The following is a 24,319-nucleotide window of genomic DNA, read 5'->3' on the forward strand; positions in this document are numbered from 1 at the left end:
CTTCCCTAACGACGCTTCTTCGGCAGCACGATCGCCGTACCGGCCACGATGACCGGCACCAGGATCGCCAGCCACCAGGGCAGCCCGGACGCCATTACCGCGACGGCGACGACCGCACCGCCCCAGCCCCACCACCGGGCGCCCGGCAGCCGCGGCAGACCGAGCACCCGCGACGCCGCCAGCATGGTGACCGCGGCGATGGCCGCGGCCTCGACTCCGGCCAGGAACGACCGGGTGACCGCCCACACCACCACGAACCCGACCAGCATCAGGGCCGCGCTGATGGTACGGCGCCGGCGGCGCTCCTGGAGAGCCCGGGCGTCCGCGCGGACCTGTTCGAGCTGGTCGACCGCCTCACCCAACTGCTTGGTCAGCCGGGCCGCCGCGGACTCGAGGTCGGTGAGCCCGCGAATCTCGGGGACGACGATGTTGACCCGCTTGCCCTCGGCGGGCAGCCCGGCCCGCTGCAGACTGGCCGCGGCCTGCTCTGCCAATGCGTTCAGCCGAGCCTCGACCTTCCGGCCCCGCTCGGCCATCGCATCGGCCTCGGCCAGCGCGGTCGCCTCGGCCTTGGACTTGTGCGCGGTCAATCGGTCCTGTGCCTGCTGCGCGTCCGCACGGGCGCCCGCGACCTTCCGCAGCGCCCGGGCGTACTCGGACCACTCCTGCTCTTCCGTCTTCATCGCCGTACCAGTTCCACCGCGCGATCCACCTCGTCGGACCGCAGTGCCGCAAACGGTACGACGACCTGCGCCTCGGGATGCAGTCCGTCCCACAGCAGCGCCCGGTGCGGCTCGGAAGCCCACCGCACGAGCGGTCCACACACCGCCCGGACGCCGTCCTGCGGATGCCTGAGGAACAGGTGGGTCGCCACGTTGGCGCGCCCGTACCCGAGGTGCTCGGTGCACACGTGCAGTCGGTTCCACCAGCCGAACGTGATCAACCCCTGTGCTGGCCCGTCCCGGACGATGTCCTGCAACGCGTTCGCCGGACTCTCGAACAAGCCCTCGGCATGCAACTGCATCCTCGGCACGCCGTGGAACCCGAACCCGAGCAGATAGGTCTCGCCACCGACGTGACCGTGCCGCACGGTATCGCGCAACGAGAACAGCCGCGGCGCGATGTCGTCGTGCTTGTCGACCGTATCGACCTCACATCCCAGCTGGCGCAGCGCCTGGATCAACGCACCCTTGCCGTCGGCAACCTCCGGCGACGAGTTGGTGCCATCCATGAACACGAACCGCGGCGGGTGCACCGCGGCGGCTGCGGTCGACAGCGCCAGACCACTCAGCACGCCGAGCGCGTCGACCGGACCGTCACCCAGGACGAGTACGCCGGCGCCCGGCTCGGGCCGTACTTCGACCGGCACCGGCGCCTCCGTGACCGCGATCGGCAACCCCGTCCACGGCCGTCCCAGCTCGGGCTTCACCGCGGCGGCGGTGTCCGCCAAACGGGCCGGCTCGGCGAGGTGGAACACCCGCGGCGGATGCGCCGTCCTCGACTTGAGCCACAGCTCACGCCGCAGGTCGTCGAGGATCGGCTTGTCCGCGAAACTGACCAGGACGTGCTGGTTGTCGTCGGGCGAGCCGAAGTTCGCGTTCAGCACGGCCTCGCCGCGGAACTGCAGCTCGGCCGCGGCCGTGTTCCCGTTCCGCAGGATCGCCTGCGCGTCGGCGGGCGTCGTCTTCAACGCGATCCGGTACGGCACCTGGCCGAAGATCGAGTCCCGCCGGGTCGACAACCGCTTGACCCCCTCGATCGTCTGGGTCGCGAGCACGACGTGGACGCCGTACGCACGTCCCAGCCGGACCAACCGCTCGAGCAACTTGGCCGCCTCGTCGGCCAGCTCGTCGTCGTCCTCGAGCAGCACCTGGAACTCGTCCAGGACGACGAGGATCCGCGGCGGCCGATCGGGGCCGGGGGCAAGCTCCGCGATGTCGGCGACGTTGCCGTGCGACTTGAAGATCTCGCTGCGTCGAGCGAGCTCGTCGGACAAGTGACGCAGTACGGCGAGACCGAACGCCCGGTCGCTGTGGATGCCGAGCACGCGGACGTGAGGCAGCCAGTGCTCCCGCTCGGCCGCCGGGCCGAGGGCGGAGAACTCGACACCGTGCTTGAAGTCGAGCAAGTACATCTCCAGGTCGGCCGGTGCGTACCGCGCGGCCAGACCGTGGATCATCACGAGCAACAGGTTCGACTTGCCCTGGCCTACCGCGCCTCCGACGAGGACGTGTGGAAGGGCCGGGTTGCCGCTGCGCAACCGCACCAGCGCCGGCGTCCGGTCGTCGTACCCGATGACCGTGCTGAGCTCGTCCTTGACCGGTTGCCACCAGGTGGAGCGGTCCGGCAGGGTGCGGTCGAAGTCGATCGTCGGGAGTACGGCGATGTCGGCCAGCTCGGCCACGACGTCACAGATGCCTGCGGCAACGTTCGCGTCGAACGGCGGGTCGAGCTTCGCGGGCACGTCGGGCAGCTGGGCGACCTCGACGCGTTCGTTGGTGATGGCAACCGGTGTGAGCAGATCGAGCAACTGCTTGGTGTCGACGTCGTTCTCGGGCGTCATCGTCGGGTCGTGGTGGATGAGGAAGCAGATTCCGCGTTCACCCCCGGTCGCGGCCAGCCGGAGCAGGTCGCGCTGGGCGAGCGTGTCGATGCCGGCCGGGTAGTCGAACAGCACGATCAGCCGGTACGGATCGGTGACCCGGCCGGTCTCGCGGATGAGGTCCTCGAAGCGCTTGTGGCCGAGTTGCGCCTGCCGGCTGGCGCGCAGCGACGAGACGTCGACCAGCCCGGACAGCACCGCGTGCAACTGCTCCGCGGTGTGCGTTGCCCTCGGCACCAACTGCGGATACTTCGTGGTCAGGTGACCCAGAAGCCCCATCGTCCCCGTCAATCGGGGGTCGAAGGCATCGATCCTGAGCCGGAAGGGTTCGGCGGCCGCGACCAGCCGCAACGCCACGCTCTGCAGGAGCCGGCGGGCGGATTCGTTGCGGTCGGCGGTGACCCGCCAGCCGTTCGTCCGCAGGAGCGGCGCGGCGACCGGCGTACCAGGGTCGAGCTCCCCGACCCGCACGTACGACGGGATGCCCGCGCCGACGAGTTGACGCGAACGCCAGCGCGCGTCGTTCGGCGGGATGGACGCCAGTCCTGGCGCGAGGCGGTCCGCGAGCAGGCGCGCCTTCGGCTCGGCCTCGGCCAGCGCCTCAGCGGTCTTCGCGTCGACCAGGCCGCGGGACTCACGTCGCGCGATGGCGGTCTGTTCCTGCAGTTGCCGGTGCAGCTGCACGGCCCGCTGGTGCTCGCCGTGCGTCAGTCTGCGCGCGTTCTCCAGCAACTGCCCGAGTGCGTGTTGGAGACCGCGGATCCGAGCTTCCAGGAGCTCCGGCGCTGTTTCCGTCGTCCGCGCGGAGCGCGAAGCCGGTCCGGGCGTACTTCCCCCGTCAGGCTTCTCCGTCACGAGCACCGTCCTTCCACTTCTGCCCCGCGACACCATTTGCCTCGTCCAACCATGTCACACCACCAGCCCCTGACGTCACTCCAGGCATCAGTAGTCTCACGCCTCAGTCGGAGCGACGATTTCGAGCTCGTAGCCGTCGGTGTTGTGCAGGAAGGCGGCGTAATGCTGTGGGCCGCCGGCGTACGGGTGGCGGTCGGCGAACATCAGCGTCCAGCCGTGATGGGCGGCCTCGGCAACGATCGCGTCGACCTCGGCCCGGCCCGCCGCGGTCAGCGCCAGATGGTTCATCCCGGGCCGCATCCGGTCGTGCTCGTCGGCGGACATCGCCGGGCTCTGCTCGACCACCAGATAGCTGCCGTCGGGGGCGATCCAGGTCATCCCGCCGGGCCAGCTGTCACCGTCCTTCCAGCCCAGCCGGTTGAGGACCCAGCCCCAGCAGTTCAGTGCCCGGGACAGCTCCGGGACCCAGAGTTCGACGTGATGCACCGCGGCGACCATCGGAGCATTATCTGTGCTCGTCGAAATGGTTCGTCACCGCCACCGCGACCAGCCCGGTGACCACCAGCCAGACCAGCGCGGCGAGCAGCCAGGGCCACCACTGCAGACCCTGCGCGGCCTCGGCCACCGCCTTGCCGAACAGACCGCCGGCAGGCGCGAAGACGAGCACGAGCAGCACCCGCGCGATCGACGTCTCCCTGGTCATTCCTTCATTGTCCGAGCGGATCGTCCGGCCCGCAGAAACCTTGGCGTTTCGCGCCCCGTCACCTTTCTGTCCGTGGCAGGGTTTAGCGTCTGCGGTGACAGTTCGGAGATCGGGGGAATGGTGAGCGAGACCCGGATCGAGACGACGGCCTACGGTGCGGCCGCCCTGGATCGCCTGCACGCCGTCGTCGCGCGGCTCAAGGCCGACGACCCGATGAAACCTGTCACGCTCCTCCTGCCGAACAACCTGTCCGGCGTCGTCGCCCGTCGCCACCTGGCGACCTCCGGGATCGCGGGGCTGTATCTGGGCACGCTGGGCCGGCTGGCGGAGCAGCTCGCCGCCGCGGTGCTGTCCCCGCGGCGCCCGGCGACCCGCCCGATCGTGGCCGCGACCTGGCGGACGGCGCTGTCCAAGGCGCCCGGGATCTTCGAGGAGGTCGCCGAGCATCCGTCCACCATCCAAGCGCTTGCGTCAGCCCACCGGGAGCTCCGCGACCTCACCGACGGCGCGTTGGCGAAGGTCGCCGACGCGTCCGCGCTCGGCCCGGATCTCGTCCGGCTGCACCGGTACGTGACGTCCGAGCTCGAGCCCGAGTGGTACGACGAGACCGACCTGCTCCGCTCCGCCGCGGCCCGGGTCGACGCGGATCCCGGTCTGGTGGCCGAGCTCGGCGCGCTCGTCCTCTACCTACCGCAGGAGCTGACCCAGACCGAGGCCGCTTTCGTCGAGGCGCTCGGCGCGGCCGCGGCCGACCTCACGGTCATCGTCGGCCTGACCGACGTACGCCGTGCCGACCGGGCCGTCCGACGTTCGCTGGAACGGATCGGGATCGACCTGCCGACGTCGATCTCAAAGAACTACCCGGTCGCGACCGAGGTGCTGAACGCGTCCGACGCCGACGACGAGGTCCGGTGCGTTGTCCGCGACGTGGTCGCCGCGCTCGAGCACACCCCGGCGCATCGGATCGCGGTGCTCTACTCCGCCGCAGCGCCGTACGCGCGGCTGTTGCACGAGCATCTCGCCGCCGCCCGGATCGAGGTCAACGGGCCGGGCACGCGGCCGGTGCACGAGCGCGCGATCGCCCGGACCTTGCTCGAGGTGCTCGCGCTCGTCGACCAGGATCTGCCGCGTGCGGACGTGTTCCGCGCGCTGGCGAACGCGCCGACCCGTGACTTCAGCGGCGAGCGGATCCCGGTGCCGCAGTGGGAGCGGATGTCCCGAGCCGCCGGCGTGGTCCGGGGCGACGACTGGGACGCACGCCTCGCGCGGTACGCCGAGTCCGAGCGCCGTACTGCGGATCAGGAGGAGGCGGCCGAGGATCCACGGCCGGCCGCGATCCGCCGCGCGCAGTACAACGCGGCCAACGCGGAACGCTTGCATGCGTTTGCTTCGGAGCTCCGCCGCCGGCTGACCGCGGTCGCCGGGCTGGAGACCTGGTCCGAGCTGGCCGGCGGCGTGCTGCAACTCTTCCACGACCTGCTCGGCGACTACTCGTCCCTGCCGATCGAGGAGCAGTACGCCGCGGTCGCGGTCGAGGGCTCGCTGAAGGGCCTGTCGACGCTGGACGAGCTCGGGACGCCGGCCAGCCTGACGGTGCTGCGCGACGTGCTCGACCTCGAGTTGCAGCAGTCGCTCCCCCGCGTCGGCACGTTCGGCACCGGCGTGCTGGTCGCGCCGTTGTCGGCGAGCATCGGGTTGTCGGCCGACATCGTGTACGTCGTCGGCCTGTCCGAGGACCTGTATCCCGGCCGTGTGCACGAGGACGCGCTGCTCCCCCATCGGGTCCGGGAGGCGGCGGCGCCCGAGTTGGCGTCGTTCCGGGACCGGCTCGACGAGAAGCAACGGCACCTGCTGGCCGCGTTCTCGGCCGGATCCCGGGTCGTGGCGTCGTTCCCGCGCGGTGACCTGCGGCGGTCGTCGCGCCGGCTGCCGACCCGGTGGCTGCTGGGGACGTTGCGCGAGCTGACCGGCGACCACGCGCTCGCGGCGACCGAGTGGGACCAGGGTGAGTACGGCGACGGGCTGCGGACGTCGGCGTCGTACGCGGGATCGTTGACGACGGCAACCATGCCGGCGACCGAGCAGGAGTGGCAGGTCCGGGCGGTGTCGGCACGGCTGTGGCTCGACGACGAGGTCGTCGTCCGCGCGCGGGAGTTGCTGCGCGGGCGCGGCAGCAACGCGTTCACCCGGTTCGACGGCGACCTGTCCGGCGTGTCCGGCCTGCCGGAGTACGCGGTGGAGGACCGGATCGCCTCGCCGACGTCCTTGGAGGCCTACGCGACCTGCCCGCACGCGTACTTCGTCGAGCGGTTGCTTCAGGTGGAGCCGCTGGAGGCGCCGGAGGACCTGCTCGTCATCTCACCGATGCAGGTGGGGAACCTGATCCACAACAGCCTGGACGCGTTCGTCTCCCGGTTGTCCGGCTCACTGCCGTCGTACGGCGAGGCCTGGTCGGCCGAGCAGCGCTCGTTGCTGCTGGCCATCGGGGCGGATCTGGCCGACCAGTTCGAGGCGGAGGGTCTGACCGGGCATCCGCGGCTCTGGCAACGGGAGCGGCTGCGCATCCTGGGCGACCTGATGGTCCTGCTGAACGACGACGACACCTGGCGGGCCGAGCGGGACGCGTCGGTGGTGGCCTCGGAGTTGCGGTTCGGGTTCGACGGCGAGCCGCCGGTGGAGATCCCGGTGCCGTCGGGCCGCGTGCTGCTGCGCGGCAGCGCGGACAAGGTCGATCTCGGCCGGGACGGGACGATCTACGTGACCGACGTGAAGACCGGCGGCTTCTCGCGGTACGAGGCGATCGAGTCCGATCCGGTCGCCGGCGGGACGAAGCTGCAACTCCCGGTCTACGCGTACGCCGCCCGCGCCCGCCTCGGTGAACCGTCCACCCCCGTCGAGGCGTCGTACTGGTTCGTCCGCAAGGGCGGCAAGCGGATCCCGGTGCCGCTCACTCCCGAGGTCGAGGCCCGGTACGTCGACACGCTCGACGTCATCGTGTCGTCGATCGCGGCCGGGTACTTCCCGCCGAAGGCGCCCGAGGTCCCGGACTTCCTGTGGGTGCAATGCCCGTACTGCAACCCCGACGGGATCGGCCACAGCGAGGTGCGGGCCAGGTGGGACCGGAAACGGCACGATCCGACGCTGGAACGGCTGGTCCGGTTGATCGACCCTGGTGCGCTCGAGGAGGCCGGCGATGAGTGAGGTGTTGCTGGACAGCGAGGCACGCGAGCGGATCCAGTCGGACACGTCGTCGACGCTGTTCGTCGAGGCGGGTGCCGGGTCCGGGAAGACGCATGCGCTGGTCGAGCGGGTGACCACGCTGGTCCTGCGGGACGGCGTACCGCTGCGGACGATCGCGGCCGTGACGTTCACCGAGAAGGCCGGTGCGGAGCTGCGGGACCGACTGCGGGTCGAGTTCGAGCACGCGCGGAAGGGGCCGGCGCGAGCGCTGGCGGACGCGGCGCTCGATGATCTGGACTCCGCTTCCATCGGGACACTGCATTCGTTCGCGCAACAGTTGCTGCTCGCGCATCCGATCGAGGCCGGGTTGCCGCCGCTGATCGACGTACTCGACGAGGTCGGGTCGTCGGTCGCGTTCGAGGAACGCTGGTCGGAGCTGCAGCACCAGTTGCTGGACGACGACTCGATCGCGGAGCCGCTGCTGCTCGCGATGGCGGTCGGGGTCGAGTTGAAGCACCTGCGGTCGCTGGCGCGACTGTTCGGCAACGACTGGGACCTGATCGCCGAGCGGGTGCTGGTCGATCCGCCCGAGCTGGTGTCGATGCCGGATCTCAGCGGGCTGGTCGCCGCGGCCGCGCAGATCGGCGGGGCGGCCGAGTCCTGCCTGGATCCCGAGGACCGGTTGCTGCCGAAGGTCCAGCAGATCCGCGAGCTCGGCGTGATGCTCGACGCGGCGACCGACCAGGAGACCCAGCTCGCGATCCTGCAGACGTTCCGTGGGTTGAAGGTCGGCCGGATCGGCCGCAAGGAGAACTGGCCGGACATCAACCAGGTGCGCGGCGACTGCACCGAGGTGGTCGATGTCGCCGGGTCACTCGTCGAGCTGCTGCTCGATGCTTGCCTCCGGCACCTGTCACACTGGATCGCCGAGCGCGTGCTGGAGTCGGCCCGGTTGCGACGGGAGGAAGGGCGGCTCGAGTTCCACGATCTGCTTGTGCTCGCGCGGGATCTGCTGCGGCGGGAGCCGTCGGTGCGGGCCGCCTTGCAGGAGCGGTTCGAGCGGCTGCTGCTGGACGAGTTCCAGGACACCGATCCGATCCAGATCGAGCTCGCGGTGCGGATCGCGGGTGGCGCCGAGGCGGATGCGGAGGACTGGCGGGACGTCGAGGTGCCGGAGGGGCGGCTCTTCGTGGTCGGGGACCCGAAGCAGTCGATCTACCGGTTCCGGCGGGCGAACATCGCGACGTACCTCACGGCTCAGGACCTGCTCGGCGAGACGGTGGCGCTGACGACGAACTTCCGCACGGTGTCGCCGATCCTCGACTGGATCAACAACGTGTTCGGGTCGTTGATCCAGGCGCAGGAGGCTGCGCAGCCGTCGTACCAGGCGCTGTCGCCGCATCGTGGCGGACCGTCGGCGGAGTCGACCCTAGTCCCGGAGCGACAGCCGGAGCCGGACTCGCAGTCAACCGACGTCACCGGCGACCAACTATCCTTCACCGACCTCTTCGACGACACGCCTACCTCCTCCGACGACGCGTCCTCCTCCCCAAACGACGCTCCCTCCGCCTCCTCCGAGGCGGTCGGTGATCTTGCCACGGTGCTGCCGTTCCGGCGGGGCGCGGCATCGTCGACCGCCGAGCTTCCGCCTGCCGACCTGCCTGAGTACGACGAGTCCGTCTCGGGTCCCGCCGTCACCATCCTCGGCGCCGAGCCGCACGACGACCTCCCCCGCGCCCAGGCCTCCGTCCTCCGCGAACGTGAAGCGACCGACGTGGCCGCCGTCGTCGAGCAGGCGCTGACCGACGGCTGGCTGGTGTACGACGACCGCACCCACGGCTGGCGTCCCGCGGAAGCCGGCGACATCGCCGTACTCGTACCGGCCCGCACGTCGCTGCCGTTCCTCGAGGACGCCCTCGACCGCGCCGACATCCCGTACCGCGCCGAGGCCAACTCACTCGTCTACCAGACCGCTGAGGTCCGCGACCTGCTCGCCTGCGCCCGCGCACTCGGCGACCCGAGCGACCAACTCGCGCTCGTCACCGCCCTGCGTTCACCGCTCTTCGGCTGCGGCGACGACGATCTGTACGTCTGGAAGCGATCCGGCGGCTCGTTCACCCTCACCGCGCCGGTGCCGGACGCCCTGCTCACCCACCCAGTCGGCGAGGCGATGGAGTGGCTCCGGCGGACGTACTACGCCGCCCGCTGGCTCACTCCGAGCGAGGTCCTCGCGAAGATCGTCGCCGAACGACGCATGCTCGAGGTCGCCGCGATCAGGCCGCGGGCGCGGGACGCGTGGCGCCGGGTCCGGTTCGTGGTCGACCAGGCGCGGGCGTGGTCGGAGGTGGAGCACGGCGGCCTGCGGTCGTACCTCGCCTGGGCCGCACATCAGGGCGAAGAGGCGTCGCGCGTCGCGGAGGCAGTGCTGCCCGAGACCGACGCGGACGCCGTACGCGTCATGACCATCCACGCCGCGAAGGGCCTGGAGTTCCCGATCGTCATCCTGTCCGGCATGACCGCCGCGCCGAACAGGCAACGCGGCGTCCAGGTGCTCTGGCCGCCGGACGGCGGGTACGCGGTGAAGCTGAAGTCGTCGGTGCAGACCGAGGACTTCGACCTCGTCCAGCCGGTCGACGAGCAGATGGACGACTACGAACGCCGCCGCCTGCTGTACGTCGCCGCCACCCGGGCGCGCGACCATCTCGTGGTGTCGTTGCACCGGTCCGGCAACCGCCGTCACTCCAGCAACGCCGAGCTGCTCGCATCGGCCGGTGGCGTGGAGGCTCCGCACGTCACGCTGTTCGCCAGCCCGCCGCCGGTCGAGCGCGAGCCACGATCGTCGGCCGACGTGACGCCGCCCATCGCCCGTACCGACTGGGAGACCCGCGTCGCCGCGGCCAGGTCGTCGAGCCGCCGGCGCTCCGCGCAGAGCGCTTCCGGACTGGAAGGGACCGGCCCGGACGTCGCGCTGGCCGACGTCGACCCGGGTACGGCGAAGGCTGCCCGCGACCTCGAGCTCCCGCCCTGGTCCAAGGGCCGCTACGGCACCGCGATCGGCCGCGCGGTGCACGGCGTCATGCAGGTAGTCGACCTGTCGACCGGCGCCGGCCTCGAAGCAGCCGTTTCGTCGCAGTGCCTGGCCGAGGGCGTGCTCGAGTACGCCGACGTCGTCGCCGCGCTCGCGCGATCTGCTCTCGCCTCCGACATCGTCAAACGAGCCGCCGAGCGCGAACACTGGCGCGAGTCGTACGTCGGCGCCCTGCAGCCGGACGGGACGATCCTCGAGGGCTTCGTCGACCTGATCTACCGCGAGGACGACGGCCGCCTGGTCATCGTCGACTACAAGACGGACGCCGTCCCCGCGGCCGCGCTCGACAGCCGGGTCACGTACTACGCACCCCAACTCCAGGCCTACGCAGCCACTCTCCCGAACGCCGGCACGCCCGTTCTCCTCTTCCTGAACCCTGCCGGCGCCGTGCAGCGTTTGCTCTAGGCAACCAGGTCCACGGCCAATAAGGCGATCACCACACTCGACCCGAGTGCGGTCAACAGCCGTCCGAGGTGACCGGTCAACGCGCGTCCGAGCAGTGCACCGCCACCGGCCAGCAACAGTTGCCAACTGGCCGACGCGACGAATGCGGCAATGACGAACACGACCCGCTCCAACGGGTGCGAGTCACCCGATCCACCGCCGAGGACCAACGCCGCGAAGTAGATCACGGTCATCGGGCTCAACAGCGTCATGCCGAGCAGGCCGACGTACGCCTTCACCGCACTGACGGGCACCTGTGAGATCCCGGTCAGCCTGTGCGCGTGATATCGCCGTACCGCTCGGACCGCGGTGGTTGCCGCCAGCCCCAACAGCACCACGACCGATGCCCATCGCAGCGGCACGATGACCGGCTCCAGCACCGGCGCCAACGCCGACCCGGCAACCGCGGCCACCAACGCAAAGATCCCGTCCGCGGACGCGATCCCCAACGCAGCACAGGCCCCGACCCGCCACGAACTCCGCGCAGTCAACGCCACCAGGTAGGTCGCCACGGGCCCGACCGGCATGGCGATGCCATAGCCGGCCAACAACCCGGCGACCAGCGCCCCGGTCACAACTGCCCGAGGATCGCCCTCCCCCGACCACGCTGCTGCTGAACGCGCGCCGCCCGTGAGGCAACACCGTTCAACACCAGGCTCCCAACAGTCGTAGTCATACCCGAATCGTCAGCGCACCGCCTCTCCCCCGGCAACCCATTTACGCCGCCTGCGATCGCGGACGGTGGACCTGGCCTCTCTAGGATCGGCGCATGGACCCGACGCCGCACCGCCAGATCCGCGCCTTGTACGACGAGGACACCATCGCCGTCTACCAGGCGTACGATCCGGCGATCGCCGAGCCGGCCCTTGCCGCCGGCACCTTCGTGGCGCCTTTCAGCCTCAACCGAATGACCTGGATCAAGCCGTCCTTCCTCTGGATGGCTTACCGCTCGGGTTGGGCAACCAAGCCCGGCCAGACGCGCGTACTCCGCATCCACCTCAAACGATCCGGTTTCGAATGGGCTCTCGCCCACAGCACGCTCTCGCACTACGACGCCGCACACCACGACTCCGAGCAGGCCTGGCGTACCACGCTCGCCACGTCCCCCGTCCGCATCCAGTGGGACCCGGAGCAGACCCTCCACCTCCAGCCCCAGCCGAAGGTTCGGTCGATCCAGATCGGACTGTCCCCCGAGGCGGTCCGCCACTACGTCCACGACTGGATCACCACCATCGAGGACGTCACCCCGGTCATGCACCGGATCCACGAGCTGACCCGCACCGACGTCGACGAAGCGCGGTCCTTCCTTCCGGCCGAACGCCCGTACCCCTTGGATCGAGAGCTGGCCGCCCACATCGCCGCGACGTAGACGCTCGCCGCGGCGTGCGGGCGCGTGATCGGTCAGGAATCGAGAAGCCTCGATCGCCGGCCCGCTCATAGCGTTACCACCAGAGAGATCACCCCGATTCCCCTGGAGGTAGCCATGACTCAGAACCAGCAGACCGCCAAGCGCAAGCCCGGCACGCCCGGTCGATTCTCGCGCTGGATCCAGCGCACGATGAACGCCCGTACCAGCCGCAAGATCCACGCCGGCCGCGACAAGCTCATGGGCATGGACGTCCTCGTCCTCCAGACCCGCGGCCGCCGCAGCGGCGAGCCCCGCGAGACCCCGCTCGCCTGGTTCCCCGACGGCGACAACGCCTGGCTCGTCGTCGCCTCCGGCGGCGGCAGCCAGCACCCCGACTGGCACGCCAACCTCATGGCCCACCCCACCCAGGCCACCGTCGCCTTCCCCGGCCGCGACCCGCTGCCCGTCACCCCCGAAACCCTCACCGGCCCCACCCGCACCGAAGCCTGGCACCGCATCACCACCACCCAACCTCGCCTAGCCAAGTACCAATCCAAGTCCCCCCGCCGATACCCCGTGATCCGCCTGACCCCGCGCTAACCCAACCAGCCCCGGCAACCAACCAAGCCCCGCACCATCCCGCAGACACCCCGAGGACACGCCTATGTGCACCCCTGGCCGAGCCGGCCCACCAATCCCCAATCCCGCAGTACGTGACGCGAACACCGATCAGGCGCCATCGAACGACAATCCGGCGTCGCAGACTGACACTTCCCAGCCACCTGTATTCCAAGACAACCCACGCCCACGCCGAACCGCAATCGCCACTCCAGGCTAGGTGGGTGGCGACCGGCCAGCCGTCAGCAAAGTTGAGGCAACGTACGAACGAATCCGTTCCAGTCCGACGCCGTCCGTCAGCTGCTCGTACGTTCTGCCGCTGCTCGTACGCCGGGCAGCGCATGCCGGCCCAGCCAGCGATGAGCTAGGACGTAACGAGGTTGCGGCAACGTCACGTAGGACGGCGACTGCAGATCACCTACCACTTAGACGCTGCCGCCAACCGCAACGGGTCCGAGCGCTAACGGTCACCCCCGCTGGTCGTTCTCGGGAGCCTAGGGAGGGCGCTCTGCTACACGAAGCATCTTCCAATACTTGGAATCAAGGCCCAAGCGTTCGCAGAGTTCTTGGAGGCTGTTCTTCACCTGCTGGCTGACAGTCGCGTCGTACTCATGGATCTGGGTACACATCAACTCGAACGCGATGCCTGGCTCGCCGACATCGATCAACTCCCACGCCGGCTGCGTCTGTTGCGGTGTCAGTGTAGGTTCCACGGCAAGCACCACTGCCCTCATCTGTCCGATGAGGTCGTCCCAATCCGCTTTACTCATCCGGCCCGATCCCGACGATCCTTGAAGACTGCCCCTACCTGCTGAATAGACGATCCTTGAAGACTGCCCCTACCTGCTGAATACCGGTCCGGCTAGCACTCAGCGACCGCGATCTCCACGTCGTAGCTTGCCTTGAAGTCCGCGGCAAGCTCTTCGCACGCGATCCGTGGAACCCGCGCCTCCCACCACGGACGGCCTGGACGAACCTCAGTGTCGAGCAAGAGTGCCCGGTACCGCTCGTCGACGGCCGCCACCTCTTCCCGCACCCATCGCATCTGTTCAAAGTTGCTGAGCACAGGACTGTCGAGCAGCTTCATGACGAGGCTTCGCACCGACAGGTCGTTGTCGAACTCGTAGATGTTGTCGGCGTACCCGGCTTCGCACTGCTCCACGAAGTCACGCCAGCTGCCCACAACGTCCGTCGGCGTCAAGAGACGCCAGGAGCCCGCCGAGCTGGCCACCTCTTGAAATGCAGTCAGAAATCCCGCGTGTCAGTCACTTCTGAACTCGTCCCGAAGTAGGCAACTGGATCGTCCGGTCAGAGCTAATGGCCCAACGCCCACGGCCTCCGCCACGTCAATCCTCGTCGATCGAGGTCGCGCCGGCGGCCCTGAGCAGCCAGCGCAACGCGCCGATCGGCGCCGGCGAGCCATCCGTCTGCAGCAAGACGTGGAGTTCCTTGCCGGCGTCACTCGTCCAGCACCACCTGAGCCGAGGCGGCCCAGATCTTCATCTGGCCCCAGTCACCGGTCAACTCGTACAGACCCGAGTCCCACGTCATCGTGTCGATGTGACCGTAGTCGGTCTCACCGGACGCATCGGTCGCCGGCGGTGCTCCCTGCCCGGTCCATTCGAGCTCGGTAACTCCGTCGAACTCGAGGCGGCCGTCTCGATAGCAGAGGTAGGAGTCCGGGCCAGGCGCCACATACTTCGGATGGTCCGGTGTCAGCACGACCTCTAACCGGAATTTGACTGAGCCAGGCTTCGCAGCCACGTCGAGGACGAACGACTCTTCTAGCACGAAGTGTTCAAATCCCGGCATGTCCTCGTACTCAATCACGGCAGATCCCACTCGATCGGTATGTGGTTCCCAGGACTCTTACGTGTCACCGCATTGCCGAACGGATCAATGCGCTGTCCCGTGGAATCACGAACCTCTACATGTGGGAAACCGCTTCCGGGCGCGCGAGGAGTTCCCTTCTTGATTGTCATGCGCTTCACTCCTGCGGAATCGACGAAGATCATCGGACCAGTCTTTGTCTGGGTGAGGACCCAGCCTTGCGCATCACCGAAGGCGACCAGGTCGGACGCCTTCGCTGTGCCGCCCATCGTCATGCGACCGAGAACAGCGCTCGCGTCGTACTTCAAGACTGCCCGACCATCCGCCGCGCCAACTCGGCGGCTCGCCGAGCTGGCCCTGGCGACCTCGGATGCCCGGCCTAGGGCCGGGAAGCGGCTGGCTACGGCGCCTACGGCTACGTCGGCGGCTAGGTGGGAGCAGTTGCCTTTTACGACGCAGGCTTGGGTGGAGAGGATTCCAGAGGTGCCGGCTGAGAGGACGCCGGTGGCGGCGGAGACCTGCATGAAGATCGGGATGGCGGGGGCGCAGGCTCGGACGACCGTGCAGGTGACGGCGCCGGCCAGGGCTGCGGTGGAGGCGTAGGCGGAGATGTTGGAGACGTCGGTGAGGGTGCCTTCTATGTCGGAGAGGCCTTGGAGGTCGGTGGATTTGAGGGGGTTGCCGGAGGTGTAGGCGTAGGGGTTGAGGGAGCCGCCTTGGTCGGGGGTGAGGAAGGTGCCAGTGGCGGGGTTGTACTCGCGTTGGCCGAGGAGGTAGTTGCCGGTGGGGAGCTTCAGAGCGCCGATGTAGCCGGGGGTTGGAGCGTCGGCAGTGGCTGAAGGGTTGGAGCGCGGGAGGCCGTAGGGGTCGTAGGCGTGATGGGTGGGAGCTGCGGTGGCGGTGGTTAGAAGGGTGCCTGCGGAAGTGGTGGTCAGAGGGGTGAGGGCGGTGGGGGTGGTCTGGGCCAGCAGGCCGGTGCCATAGAGGTAGCGGGTAGGGGTGCGGGTGGTGGAGGTCGCGAGGATCTGCGGTGAGAGTGGATCCCAGACATACTGCGTGGTTTGGTTGCCGGTCGTGGAGGTCGAGCGGCGGCCGTCGCCGGTGTGGGTGTAGGTGGTTCGAGTGCCGGCAGTCGTCGAGGTGACTGGTTTGCCAGCCGCGGACCAGGTGTAGGTGGTCTTGCCGTCGGAGGTGAGGTTGCCGTCGGCGTCGTACGTGTGGAGGCGGGCGGTGGGCAGGTCGAGCGGGTACGTCGACGGGGCGGTGGTGGAAGCGATGAGTTCGCTGGATGGACCGTAGAGGGACCAGGTGCTGCCGGTGGGGCGTTGCTCCCAGGTGCGGTTGCCGATGCCGTCGTAGTCGTAGCGGATGAAGTCCTGGGCGTCGTCGGTGCACTGGTCGACGCCGTAACAGACGCCGGTCAGCCGATTGACCGCGTCATAGGTGTACGACGACTTGCCGGCGACCGAGTCGTCGCTGCGGATCAGGTTGTCGGCCTCGTCGTACGACGACGTGATCGTGCGGAACGGTCGACCACCACGAGTCAACGCGAGCGAGGTGGTCCGGCCCAGCAGGTCGAGCGAGCGAGTCTCAGTGAGACTGCCGGGGCGTGTGGTAGTGACGGTGCCCCGTTTGTCGTAGCGGTACGACGCCAGTGGCTTGCCGTCGACGGCCGCCGAGCTCAGCCGGTCGACGGCGTCCCAGGTGTAGGTCTCCGTCCGGCCGGCAGCGGTGCGCGCGATCAGATTGCCGACGGCATCCCAGCGGTAGGCGACCGACGCACCGGGCCGTGTGCTCGACGTCAACTGATCGAAGGCGTCGTACCCGAAGCGGGTCGTGCCAACTCCGTCGGTCATCGAGGTACGGCGACCGACCGCGTCCCACGTGAAGCTGACCGGAGGCGTCCCGTCGGAGTAGGCGATTCGCGTCATCGCCCCGCGCGGGTCGAGCGTGAACGAGGCCGACTTGCCTGAGGGCAGCGTGGTCCGGATCAGCCGCCCAGCCTTGTCGTAGCTGAAGCGCCAAGTGCGACCGCCATAGGTAGCGGCAGTCGCCCGGCCGGCACCGTCGTACTCGAAGGTCTGCGCTCGGCCACTGGCGTCGACGCGTTTCGTCAGCCGGCCGGACGAGTCGAACTCAGCCGTGGCCTCAGGCAACGACGGTCGAGTGAGGCCGATCAGAACACCGGCCGAGTCGTAGCGAAAGGAGGTCGTGTTGCCGCGACCGTCCACCACGGTCGCGAGGCGGCCTTGCCCGTCGTACGTCTGCCGGTTCGTGACGTTCAGCGGCCCACGTTGCTCCAGTGGCTGGTCGTCGGCGGAGTACGTGAAGGTGCTGACGGCGCCGCGTGGCGAGGTTGCCTTGGTCAGCCGGCCCCAGCCATCGTGCTGGAGCCGTGTGACGCGCCCCGCTGGGTCAGTGACGGCCACCAAGTCACCATCGCCCGAGTAGGCGAACCGCGTGACGCGGCCGAGTGCATCCCGCGACTGCGTCACCAGTCCGCGCCCGTCATAGACGACGGCCGACGTGCGACCCGCGTACGTCACACCGACCGGATTGCCGCGAGCGTCATACGAGTACGTCGTCCGGCGACCGAGCGGATCGATCGTCGCGACGACGTCGTTGGAGCCGTTGTACGTCCGACGCGTGACAGCGCCGGCCGCATCCGTCGACGACACGACCCGGCCGAGAGCGTCGTACGTATGGCGCGCGCCGTGGCCGAGACTGTCGAAGACCCGGATGAGGTTGCCGCCCGCGTCGTAGTGGAAGGTGACGGTCGCGCCGGTCGGGTCCGTCTGCCGGACGAGCCAGTTCCGCTCGTACTCGTTGATCCACTTCCCGCCGCCGGGATCGGTCATGGTCGACGTCCCGCGGACGCCCGCCGGATCCCAGGACCACGTCGACTTGGCGCCCTTGGCGTCGGTCTGGGCCACGACCCGACCGTCGTCGTCGTACTCCGTCACGAACGCCGGCTTCGTCGCGTCCCCCACGGTCTCCGACGTCAACCGGCCGTCGACGTACTCGTACCGCGTCCGGATCCCGCCAGGCGAGGTCACCCCCGTCAGGCGGCCGTCGGCGTACTCGTACCGCACGGTCCGTGGCTCCACGCCCGGCCCGGACAACCGGACGGACGCGATCTGTCCGAGCTCGTTGTAGTCGTACGACAGCGACCGGCGGCCGTTGGTCACCGTTGCCACGCGCCCCGAGACGCGTTCGACGATCACTCCTTGACCGTTGCGATCCACGATCGAGACCAGCGCCCCGGCGGCCGAGAAGCGCATCCGCAGCTGGTCGAAACTGGTCAGCAGGTACTCGCTGCCCGACCGCGCGAGCCGGAAGCGGGCGACACCGCGCTCGACCACGAACCCGGTCCCCTGCCGGTCGAACCCGATCACGCGTCCGTCCGAGGCGAAGTACCGCGCTCCCTCGGCATCGATCGCGAGACGGTCCGAGTACGACGGACGCCATCCGACGCCGAGTGGTCCCGCCTCGTCGTCGTTCGAGTTGTAGGTCCGGCCGACGGTCAGCGGAACCCCGAGTGCGTCGACAGAGGCATCAGTCTCGGACGCAACCAGCGCACCCGTCAGCGAGTTCACCGGGTCGGACTGCAGGGCGAACGGTCCGAACAGACCGCGCGCCTGGAGATCCGGCAGGACGAAGCCCGGCGCGCCGGCGTAGATCATCACGTTGCCGCCGGCCGAACCCTTGTCGTTCGTCAGGGACGCCGTCAGCAGGCCAGGTGAACTCGTCAACGCGCAGTCGACCGGCACTGTGACGGTCCATGTCAGGGACTGCGTGCGCGCGGGCTTCGGTGCCGGATGGTTCTCACACGGCCAGGCACTGACGTTCCAGGTGCGCGCGTCGGTGAGCTGGATCGTGCAGATGTTGCCTGACGGGGCGAAGGTCCGGGCCTGGAAGGTGAAGGTCTGCCCGGTGCCGGCGTGGGCGAACCCGCCGTCGTGCGCGATCTGCGGGCCTTTGGTCAGCAGTTGACCGCTTGCCGTCACGCTCACGTCGACGTGGACGCACGTCCCTGGAGGCGCTGCCTGCGCCGTCGGAGGAGCAGTTGAGAGGAGTTGGACGACCAGCAGTAGAGGCAGGAGCGAGGCGAACAGCCGCCTGGCCAACGACATCGGCGCGCCTCCGCTCGGTTGATGGGGTGTTACTCAGAGTCTATGGAGAATCCGGGGTCCTGCGAGCGGGTGGTTACGGGTTGTGGATATCGGGAAGTGACCCAGGGGTGTGGGTGAGCGGGGGGTCGCCTACGATCTGCGGAAACGGAGTCAGGGAATCGTTCGGATGATGGTCCGCCCGCTGGCGGGTCTGCCACCAAGAGTGTGAGGGTGTGGCTCATGAACATCGGTACTCGGAAGATCGTCGTCGACGAGGCGATAGCGCAGCTGCGCTTGTACGCCGAGACGAACGGCGCGGTACTGCGCTACTACGACGGTCTGCCGGGGATGACGTGTGTCGGGGGGTCCGACCCGAACCAGGTCACGCTCGAGGATCTGGCCCGCACGATGGTCATCGGCGCCGACCTGCGGGCGATGGACATCCCGTGGTTGCTCGAGGTGGACGCGGAGAAGGAGCTGGCGGCAATCCCGGTCGACGCGCGGCTGGAGGACGCGACGCCGGGCAGTGAGCTGTTCGAGGCGGCGATGGCGCTGGACGAGAAGTTCACCGGTCACCGCGGTTTCGGCCACGCGAAGAAGTCGAAGCTGCTGCACCTCAAGCGGCCGTACCTCTACCCGGTCACCGACAGCTTCATCCGGATGACCTACGGCTCGGCGTCGGCCGGCGCGGAGTTCCTGACCGCGGTGCACAACGACCTGGTCAACCCGGCCAACGTGCGCGACTTCAAGCTGCTGCAGGTCCGCCTGATCGCCGAGCCGCCCACGTCCGCCGCACGCCTGCTGGGTGAAGTCCCCACCCTCCGCCTCCTCGACATCCTCGCCTCCCTCCTGGGCGAGGCCAAGTAGAGCGCTAGATAACCCCGAGCCGCGCCAGCGGCTCGACCAGCTCGCGCTCCTCGTACGACAGGTGTGAGAGCAGCGTGTCGTCCAGCAGGTCGACCGCTGCGCGCAGCCCGTCGATATTCCCCGACCCGTCGACCAGCGCGACCAGCGCCTGGTCGACGCCTTCCAATACGTCGTGAATGACCCGGTGCTCCTCCTCCAGCCGGTCCACAACAGGGACCAGCGCCGGATCGGCCCGCCGCAGGTGCGGGAACAGCGAAGCGTCCTCCAGCGAGTGGTGCGTGGTCACCAGCCGGCAGTAGGACTCGCAGTACGTCCCGAGCGTCCAGTTGTTCTGCCGCATGGTCATGGTGTTGATGTGCGACCGGACCTGCCCGACACCGATCGACCCGGCAGCCACCTGCTCCACCAGATCACGCACCTGCTCGAGCTCAGCCCGCAGATGGTCGTGTACGTCGATCAGGTGCTGACCGGACTGCAGTTGGTACGGCGTGTACGTCCGCGACGGATCCAACGCCGGCCCGGTCGGCCGCTCCGACTCGTCCAGCAGCTGTACGGCGCTCCGTCGTACGGCGGGAGGTGGAGTCGGCACAACGGAGAACCCACCGCTGTCAGCCTCCGAACGAACCACCGGAGCACCGGACCGCGCAGCGTCGACCGCCTCGCGCACTCCGGCCGCGACCTCGGCGAACCGCCGGATGTCGTCCGGATTATCGGAGCCGAGGATGTACGTGCTCATGCCCTCGCCCAGCGTCAGCTCCGCGAGCTGGTCGATCCACAGCTCCTCGGGTCCCTGCAGGAACCCGCCACCGCGTCCGTCGAACCGCCCCGACAGGTTGTAGAGCCGCCGTACCGACGCAGGGTCGCGTCCAGCTTCCTCGGCGGCCTCGTCGATGGTCTTGTTCATCGCGGCGAGCTGGTCCGGCCCGGCGTACGCGCTGCTCGGCAGCCAGCCGTCAGCCAGTCGTCCGGTGACCGCGAGCATCCGTGGCTTGTAGGCGCCCAGCCAGATCTCCACGTCATGGGCGGGGCGCGGCCCGCGCTTGGCACCTGCGAGGTTGTAGTGCTTGCCGGACTGGCGAATGCCGCCGCCTTCCGGTGTCCACACCTCGCGCATGATCGCGATGGCCTCTTCCAGCGCGGTGATGCTCTGGCCGGCGGTCAGACGAGGCCCAGCGTTCGCAGCGACCGCCTCCAGGAAGCCGCCGGCGCCGAGGCCCAGCTCGACCCGGCCGCCGGTGATCAGGTCGAGGGTGGCGACGCTGCGGGCCAGCACGACCGGCTGACGCAGCGGGAGGTTGGCGACGTTGGTGGCGACCTTGACGCGCTCGGTCTGAGCGGCGACGACCGACAGCAAGGTCCAGGCGTCCATCAACCGCGGTTGGTACGGGTGGTCCTGGAACGTGACCAGGTCCAGGCCGACCTGCTCGGTCAGCTGCGCGAGCGCGACGACCCTCGCCGGGTTGTCGATCGCGGGGGTCAGGAACGTACCGAAGACCAACTCGTGGCCGTAGTCCATGGCTCACCTTTCACCGTTTGCCTGACCACGAAACTACTTCGCTGGACTAATAATCTCAAGCCAAGAACATCTGCTAACCAGCCATCAGCCGGAAGGCCTGGTCCGCGGACAGGGTTGTCCCTTGGTCCCAGGCGATCTCATAGGCCGCGTCTCCCAGGACGGCCCGGGCGGCCGCCGCGGCCCGGGAGTTGTCGCTCCCCTCGGCCGGCGCGACCACGAAGCCTTCCGTCGTCCGGATCGTGTCGACCGCGCCGAGGAGCTGGGCCGCGACCTGCTTGTCGGGCAGACACGCGGCGATGCCCTCCAGCGACCAGGCCATTCCCCGCAGCGACTCGTACTCCTCCGAGATGTGGAAGGCCTCGACGTGCAGCTTGAGCGCGGCCTCCGGGTCGCCGCGGAGCTCCATCACGTAGGCCAGCTCGGACAGCACCATCGACAGGTAGAGGACCGCCTCCTCGTGCTGACGGGCCTCGTCCACCAGCGCGCGCAGGCGCGTCTCGGCCTCGTCCAGCGCGCCGGTACGACGTGCGGCGAACGCCAGCACGATCTCGGCCAGAGCCTGTGTCGAGCGCTGGTCCTGTTCGGTCGCCACTCGAAGGGCACGCTCGGCGTGTGCCCGAGCGCCCTCGTAGTCACCCTGCCTGATGTCTGTCCAGCCCAGCATCCCCAGCGACCCTGCAAGCTCGGGCCAGAGCCCCAGCTCCTCGGCCAGCTGGACACCCTCGCGCTGCAGCCGCGCAGCCTTGTCGAAGTCGCCAGTGATCTCTGCATGCGCGCTGAGCCAACTCGTTGCCTGCAGTACGCCCCAGCGGTCGCCGAGCGAACGGAAGATGCGTGCGCTCTCCGACGCATCGGCGTACAGCGCGGCCACGTCTGACCGCACGTGTGCGAACTTCGCACGCGCTGTCAGCACCGCCGCGACACCCCACTGGTCGTCGTCCGCCTCGAACGTCTTCAGCGCGGCCTCGAGCAGCGCCTGGCACGTGCCGAGGTCCCCGACATCGCTGCCGGCAAAGGCGATCCACCACTGCGCGTGGGCGTCCGCACCGTCCAGCCAACGGTCTCGCTCGCGTGCAGCACCACTGTCTCCCTGCACGTACCTGAAACCGACCCGCCACGCACCAGCCCGAGCGGAGTCCGGCACAGCCGCCAACGAACGCAGGGCCTCGGCACTCCGGCCACGCAGGTACCAGTACCAGGCCAGTGAGTCCACCAGTCGCTCTGCCAAGTCCAACTGGCCTGACGCAACCGCCCGGTCCACGGCCGACCTCAGGTTGGGCGTGTCCTCGTCGAGCAACTGCAGCCATCGACCCTGCTCAGCGCCGTACAGGTGCGGCCGAGCTTCCTCAGCGAAGGCGGTGTAGTACTCGAGGTGCCGCTGCTGCACTGTCTCCAGCTCAGCCGCCTCAAGCAGCTTCTCCGTGCAGTACGCCGCCACGGACTCCAGCAGCCGGTATCGCGGTCCCTCCGATGCCTGCACCGGTACGACGAGCGACCGGTCGACGAGCCGTACCAGCACATCCAGTACGTCGACTCCGGGCTCAGCACACACCACCGCCGCGGCATCCGGCGTACACCCGTCCGCATGTACGGCGAGACGCCGCAGGACCACCTGCTCGTCCGGGCTGAGCAGTTCCCAGCTCCAGTCGATCATGGCGAGCAGAGTCTGCTGCCGGGGCGCCGCACCCCGGTGTCCCGTTGCCAGCAACCGGAACCGGTCGTCCAGTCGCGCCACCAGTCCGCGGACTCCAAGCGCCCGTACTCGTGTTGCGGCGAGCTCTAGCGCGAAGGGGATCCCGTCGAGCCGCCGGCAGAGCACGGCAACGTCTGCGGCCGTCTCAGCCGACAGGGTGAAGTCCCGGGCGGCAGCTGAGGCCCGCGCCACGAACAGCTGCACCGCACTGCATTGACCGACCACATCGAGCTCGGCGTCGCGTCCTGGTACGTCGAGGGTCGGCACGGTCCACACGACCTCGCCGGCCAGTCCCAACGGCTCCCGACTCGTTGCCAGGACCCGCAAGCCCGGAGCAGCGGCCAGCAGACGGTCTGTCAGTTCGGCCACCTCTGAGACGACCTGCTCGCAGTTGTCGAGCACCAGCAACCGTGAGCCCATGACCGCGGCCAGTCGCTCCACCACGTTCTCAGCAGGGCCGGCAAGCTCGCGGACATCCAGTGCGGCCTGGACTGCATCCGTCAGCGAGCTGCTGACCGACAGAGCAGCAGGCGTCACCGCAGCCAGCTCAACCAGGATCACACCGTCGGCGAAGCGCTCAGTCACCTGTGCAGCGGCAGCCAGTGCCAACCGCGTCTTGCCGACTCCCCCGGGACCGGTGAGCGTGACGAGCCGTGAGGACGCGAGCGCCGAGCTGACGTCGGCCAACGCGTCCGCACGACCAATCAGCTCGGTGAGCTGCGCCGGAAGGTTGGAGCGACGACTGGGCAGCTCCTGGGTCAGGATCGACTGGTGTAACGCCACCAGCTCCGGACTGGGGTCCAGACCGAGCTCGTCCGCGAGCAGTCGCCGCAGGTCCTCGTAACTGTCCAGGGCCTCGCTCTGCCGACCACTCCGGTACAGCGCGCGCATGTGGCTCGCCCGCAGTCGCTCACGCAGCGGGTGCTCGGCTACGAGCGCAGCCAGCTCGCTCACGGAGGCATCGGACCAGGTCTCCACTGCAGTGAGCCGCTGCTCGTTCAGCCGGGCCACGGCTGTCTCCACGAACGCCTCGTCCGCGAAGTCGGCGTACGCCGGGCCGCGCCAGAGTGCGAGAGCCTCACCGAGCTGGCCGGCGGCAATCCGGTCCGCGAAGGTCAGAGCGTCGTACGACGTGCTGTCGACGGTGATCGAGTAGCCGGCCGGGCCTGACTTCACCAGTGCGCGGCTACCGGGCTCGGCGTCCTCGAACGCGCGTCGAAGTTGCGAGACCTTGGCAGAGAGCGTTCCGGCCGGGTTGCCGGGCAGCTGTGATCCCCAGAGGTCGTCGATGAGGCGGTCGGCCGGGACCGGACGGCCCTCATGGGCCAGCAGGTCGGCCAGGAGGGCGCGCACCTTCAACCCCTGGATGGTGACGGGCTCCCCCGCGTCAGTCCAGGCCGTGACCGGCCCCAGCACCCCGAAACGCATGGCCGCACCCTAACCCGGCAGACCGGCCCTCCGGC

At 69.0% G+C, this 24,319-nt stretch carries 16 protein-coding genes; 5 read left to right on the top strand and 11 right to left on the bottom strand.

Going from position 1 to position 24,319, the window contains the following annotated elements; all coding sequences use genetic code 11:
* Positions 1 to 5: 5 nt before the first annotated feature.
* The 4 genes from ACQPYZ_RS23095 to ACQPYZ_RS23110 all read right to left on the bottom strand — a co-directional run bounded on the left by ACQPYZ_RS23095 (position 6) and on the right by ACQPYZ_RS23110 (position 4,160).
* Positions 6 to 683, bottom strand: coding sequence for a hypothetical protein (locus ACQPYZ_RS23095; protein WP_433159620.1), 678 nt, complete (start codon positions 681 to 683; stop codon positions 6 to 8).
* Entirely contained in the window at positions 680 to 3,457 is a 2,778-nt protein-coding gene (locus tag ACQPYZ_RS23100; RefSeq protein ID WP_433159623.1) for an FtsK/SpoIIIE domain-containing protein, read from the bottom strand. Before ACQPYZ_RS23100 ends, ACQPYZ_RS23095 begins: the two co-directional genes overlap by 4 nt.
* Positions 3,458 to 3,553: 96 nt before the next feature.
* Positions 3,554 to 3,955 carry a VOC family protein gene (locus ACQPYZ_RS23105; protein WP_433159625.1) on the bottom strand — a complete coding sequence of 134 codons (402 nt, stop codon included), beginning with the start codon at positions 3,953 to 3,955 and terminating at the stop codon, positions 3,554 to 3,556.
* 7 nt (positions 3,956 to 3,962) lie between these two features.
* Positions 3,963 to 4,160 (bottom strand): hypothetical protein, encoded by a 198-nt coding sequence (locus ACQPYZ_RS23110; protein ID WP_433159628.1) that lies wholly within the window; start codon positions 4,158 to 4,160, stop codon positions 3,963 to 3,965.
* 117 nt (positions 4,161 to 4,277) lie between these two features.
* Here ACQPYZ_RS23110 and ACQPYZ_RS23115 point away from each other — a divergent pair, with 117 nt between their 5' ends.
* A complete protein-coding gene (locus ACQPYZ_RS23115; protein WP_433159631.1) occupies positions 4,278 to 7,361 on the top strand; it encodes a PD-(D/E)XK nuclease family protein in 3,084 nt (1,027 codons plus the stop codon).
* Complete coding sequence (locus tag ACQPYZ_RS23120) at positions 7,354 to 10,833, top strand: UvrD-helicase domain-containing protein (RefSeq protein WP_433159634.1); 3,480 nt, start codon at positions 7,354 to 7,356, stop codon at positions 10,831 to 10,833. The genes ACQPYZ_RS23115 and ACQPYZ_RS23120 overlap by 8 nt, the downstream gene beginning before the upstream one ends.
* On the opposite strand, the gene ACQPYZ_RS23125 is transcribed toward ACQPYZ_RS23120, so the two are convergent.
* Positions 10,830 to 11,447 carry a LysE family transporter gene (locus ACQPYZ_RS23125; protein WP_433159637.1) on the bottom strand — a complete coding sequence of 206 codons (618 nt, stop codon included), beginning with the start codon at positions 11,445 to 11,447 and terminating at the stop codon, positions 10,830 to 10,832. The two genes, ACQPYZ_RS23120 and ACQPYZ_RS23125, sit on opposite strands and share 4 nt — an antisense overlap.
* Before the next feature lie 194 nt (positions 11,448 to 11,641).
* Between ACQPYZ_RS23125 and ACQPYZ_RS23130 the strand changes: the two genes are divergently transcribed.
* Both ACQPYZ_RS23130 and ACQPYZ_RS23135 read left to right on the top strand, forming a co-directional pair.
* Entirely contained in the window at positions 11,642 to 12,241 is a 600-nt protein-coding gene (locus tag ACQPYZ_RS23130; protein WP_433159640.1) for a DUF4291 domain-containing protein, read from the top strand.
* Positions 12,242 to 12,355: 114 nt separating this feature from the next.
* On the top strand, positions 12,356 to 12,820 hold the full coding sequence (locus ACQPYZ_RS23135; protein WP_433159643.1) for a nitroreductase family deazaflavin-dependent oxidoreductase: 465 nt from the start codon (positions 12,356 to 12,358) through the stop codon (positions 12,818 to 12,820).
* A gap of 512 nt (positions 12,821 to 13,332) precedes the next feature.
* On the opposite strand, the gene ACQPYZ_RS23140 is transcribed toward ACQPYZ_RS23135, so the two are convergent.
* From ACQPYZ_RS23140 to ACQPYZ_RS23155, 4 genes are all read right to left on the bottom strand, one after another.
* On the bottom strand, positions 13,333 to 13,608 hold the full coding sequence (locus ACQPYZ_RS23140; protein ID WP_433159646.1) for a MafI family immunity protein: 276 nt from the start codon (positions 13,606 to 13,608) through the stop codon (positions 13,333 to 13,335).
* 92 nt (positions 13,609 to 13,700) lie between these two features.
* Positions 13,701 to 14,069 carry a hypothetical protein gene (locus ACQPYZ_RS23145; protein ID WP_433159649.1) on the bottom strand — a complete coding sequence of 123 codons (369 nt, stop codon included), beginning with the start codon at positions 14,067 to 14,069 and terminating at the stop codon, positions 13,701 to 13,703.
* A 227-nt stretch (positions 14,070 to 14,296) separates the two neighbouring features.
* Complete coding sequence (locus ACQPYZ_RS23150) at positions 14,297 to 14,668, bottom strand: hypothetical protein (protein ID WP_433159652.1); 372 nt, start codon at positions 14,666 to 14,668, stop codon at positions 14,297 to 14,299.
* A complete protein-coding gene (locus ACQPYZ_RS23155; RefSeq protein ID WP_433159655.1) occupies positions 14,665 to 18,801 on the bottom strand; it encodes a DUF6531 domain-containing protein in 4,137 nt (1,378 codons plus the stop codon). Before ACQPYZ_RS23155 ends, ACQPYZ_RS23150 begins: the two co-directional genes overlap by 4 nt.
* 219 nt (positions 18,802 to 19,020) lie before the next feature.
* On the opposite strand from ACQPYZ_RS23155, the gene ACQPYZ_RS23160 reads away from it, so the two are divergent.
* Positions 19,021 to 19,647, top strand: coding sequence for a DUF6308 family protein (locus ACQPYZ_RS23160; protein WP_433159658.1), 627 nt, complete (start codon positions 19,021 to 19,023; stop codon positions 19,645 to 19,647).
* A gap of 4 nt (positions 19,648 to 19,651) precedes the next feature.
* Here ACQPYZ_RS23160 and ACQPYZ_RS23165 read toward each other — a convergent pair whose 3' ends face one another.
* Positions 19,652 to 21,163: an LLM class flavin-dependent oxidoreductase gene (locus tag ACQPYZ_RS23165; protein WP_433159660.1), complete on the bottom strand. Its 1,512-nt coding sequence runs from the start codon at positions 21,161 to 21,163 to the stop codon at positions 19,652 to 19,654.
* Positions 21,164 to 21,236: 73 nt separating this feature from the next.
* Positions 21,237 to 24,284, bottom strand: a complete 3,048-nt coding sequence (locus tag ACQPYZ_RS23170; protein WP_433159663.1) for a BTAD domain-containing putative transcriptional regulator — start codon at positions 24,282 to 24,284, stop codon at positions 21,237 to 21,239.
* Positions 24,285 to 24,319 lie beyond the last annotated feature (35 nt).

Origin of the sequence: Kribbella sp. CA-247076 (assembly GCF_050942445.1) — a bacterium.
GTDB lineage: Bacteria > Actinomycetota > Actinomycetes > Propionibacteriales > Kribbellaceae > Kribbella.

Bases quoted from the DNA above. Each gene is read 5' to 3' on its own strand.
- ACQPYZ_RS23095 (WP_433159620.1), bottom strand. From the start codon at position 683: ATGAAGACGGAAGAGCAGGAGTGGTCCGAGTACGCCCGGGCGCTGCGG.
- ACQPYZ_RS23105 (WP_433159625.1), bottom strand. From the start codon at position 3,955: ATGGTCGCCGCGGTGCATCACGTCGAACTCTGGGTCCCGGAGCTGTCC.
- ACQPYZ_RS23110 (WP_433159628.1), bottom strand. From the start codon at position 4,160: ATGACCAGGGAGACGTCGATCGCGCGGGTGCTGCTCGTGCTCGTCTTC.
- ACQPYZ_RS23115 (WP_433159631.1), top strand. From the start codon at position 4,278: ATGGTGAGCGAGACCCGGATCGAGACGACGGCCTACGGTGCGGCCGCC.
- ACQPYZ_RS23120 (WP_433159634.1), top strand. From the start codon at position 7,354: ATGAGTGAGGTGTTGCTGGACAGCGAGGCACGCGAGCGGATCCAGTCG.
- ACQPYZ_RS23130 (WP_433159640.1), top strand. From the start codon at position 11,642: ATGGACCCGACGCCGCACCGCCAGATCCGCGCCTTGTACGACGAGGAC.
- ACQPYZ_RS23135 (WP_433159643.1), top strand. From the start codon at position 12,356: ATGACTCAGAACCAGCAGACCGCCAAGCGCAAGCCCGGCACGCCCGGT.
- ACQPYZ_RS23140 (WP_433159646.1), bottom strand. From the start codon at position 13,608: ATGAGTAAAGCGGATTGGGACGACCTCATCGGACAGATGAGGGCAGTG.
- ACQPYZ_RS23155 (WP_433159655.1), bottom strand. From the start codon at position 18,801: ATGTCGTTGGCCAGGCGGCTGTTCGCCTCGCTCCTGCCTCTACTGCTG.
- ACQPYZ_RS23160 (WP_433159658.1), top strand. From the start codon at position 19,021: ATGAACATCGGTACTCGGAAGATCGTCGTCGACGAGGCGATAGCGCAG.
- ACQPYZ_RS23165 (WP_433159660.1), bottom strand. From the start codon at position 21,163: ATGGACTACGGCCACGAGTTGGTCTTCGGTACGTTCCTGACCCCCGCG.
- ACQPYZ_RS23170 (WP_433159663.1), bottom strand. From the start codon at position 24,284: ATGCGTTTCGGGGTGCTGGGGCCGGTCACGGCCTGGACTGACGCGGGG.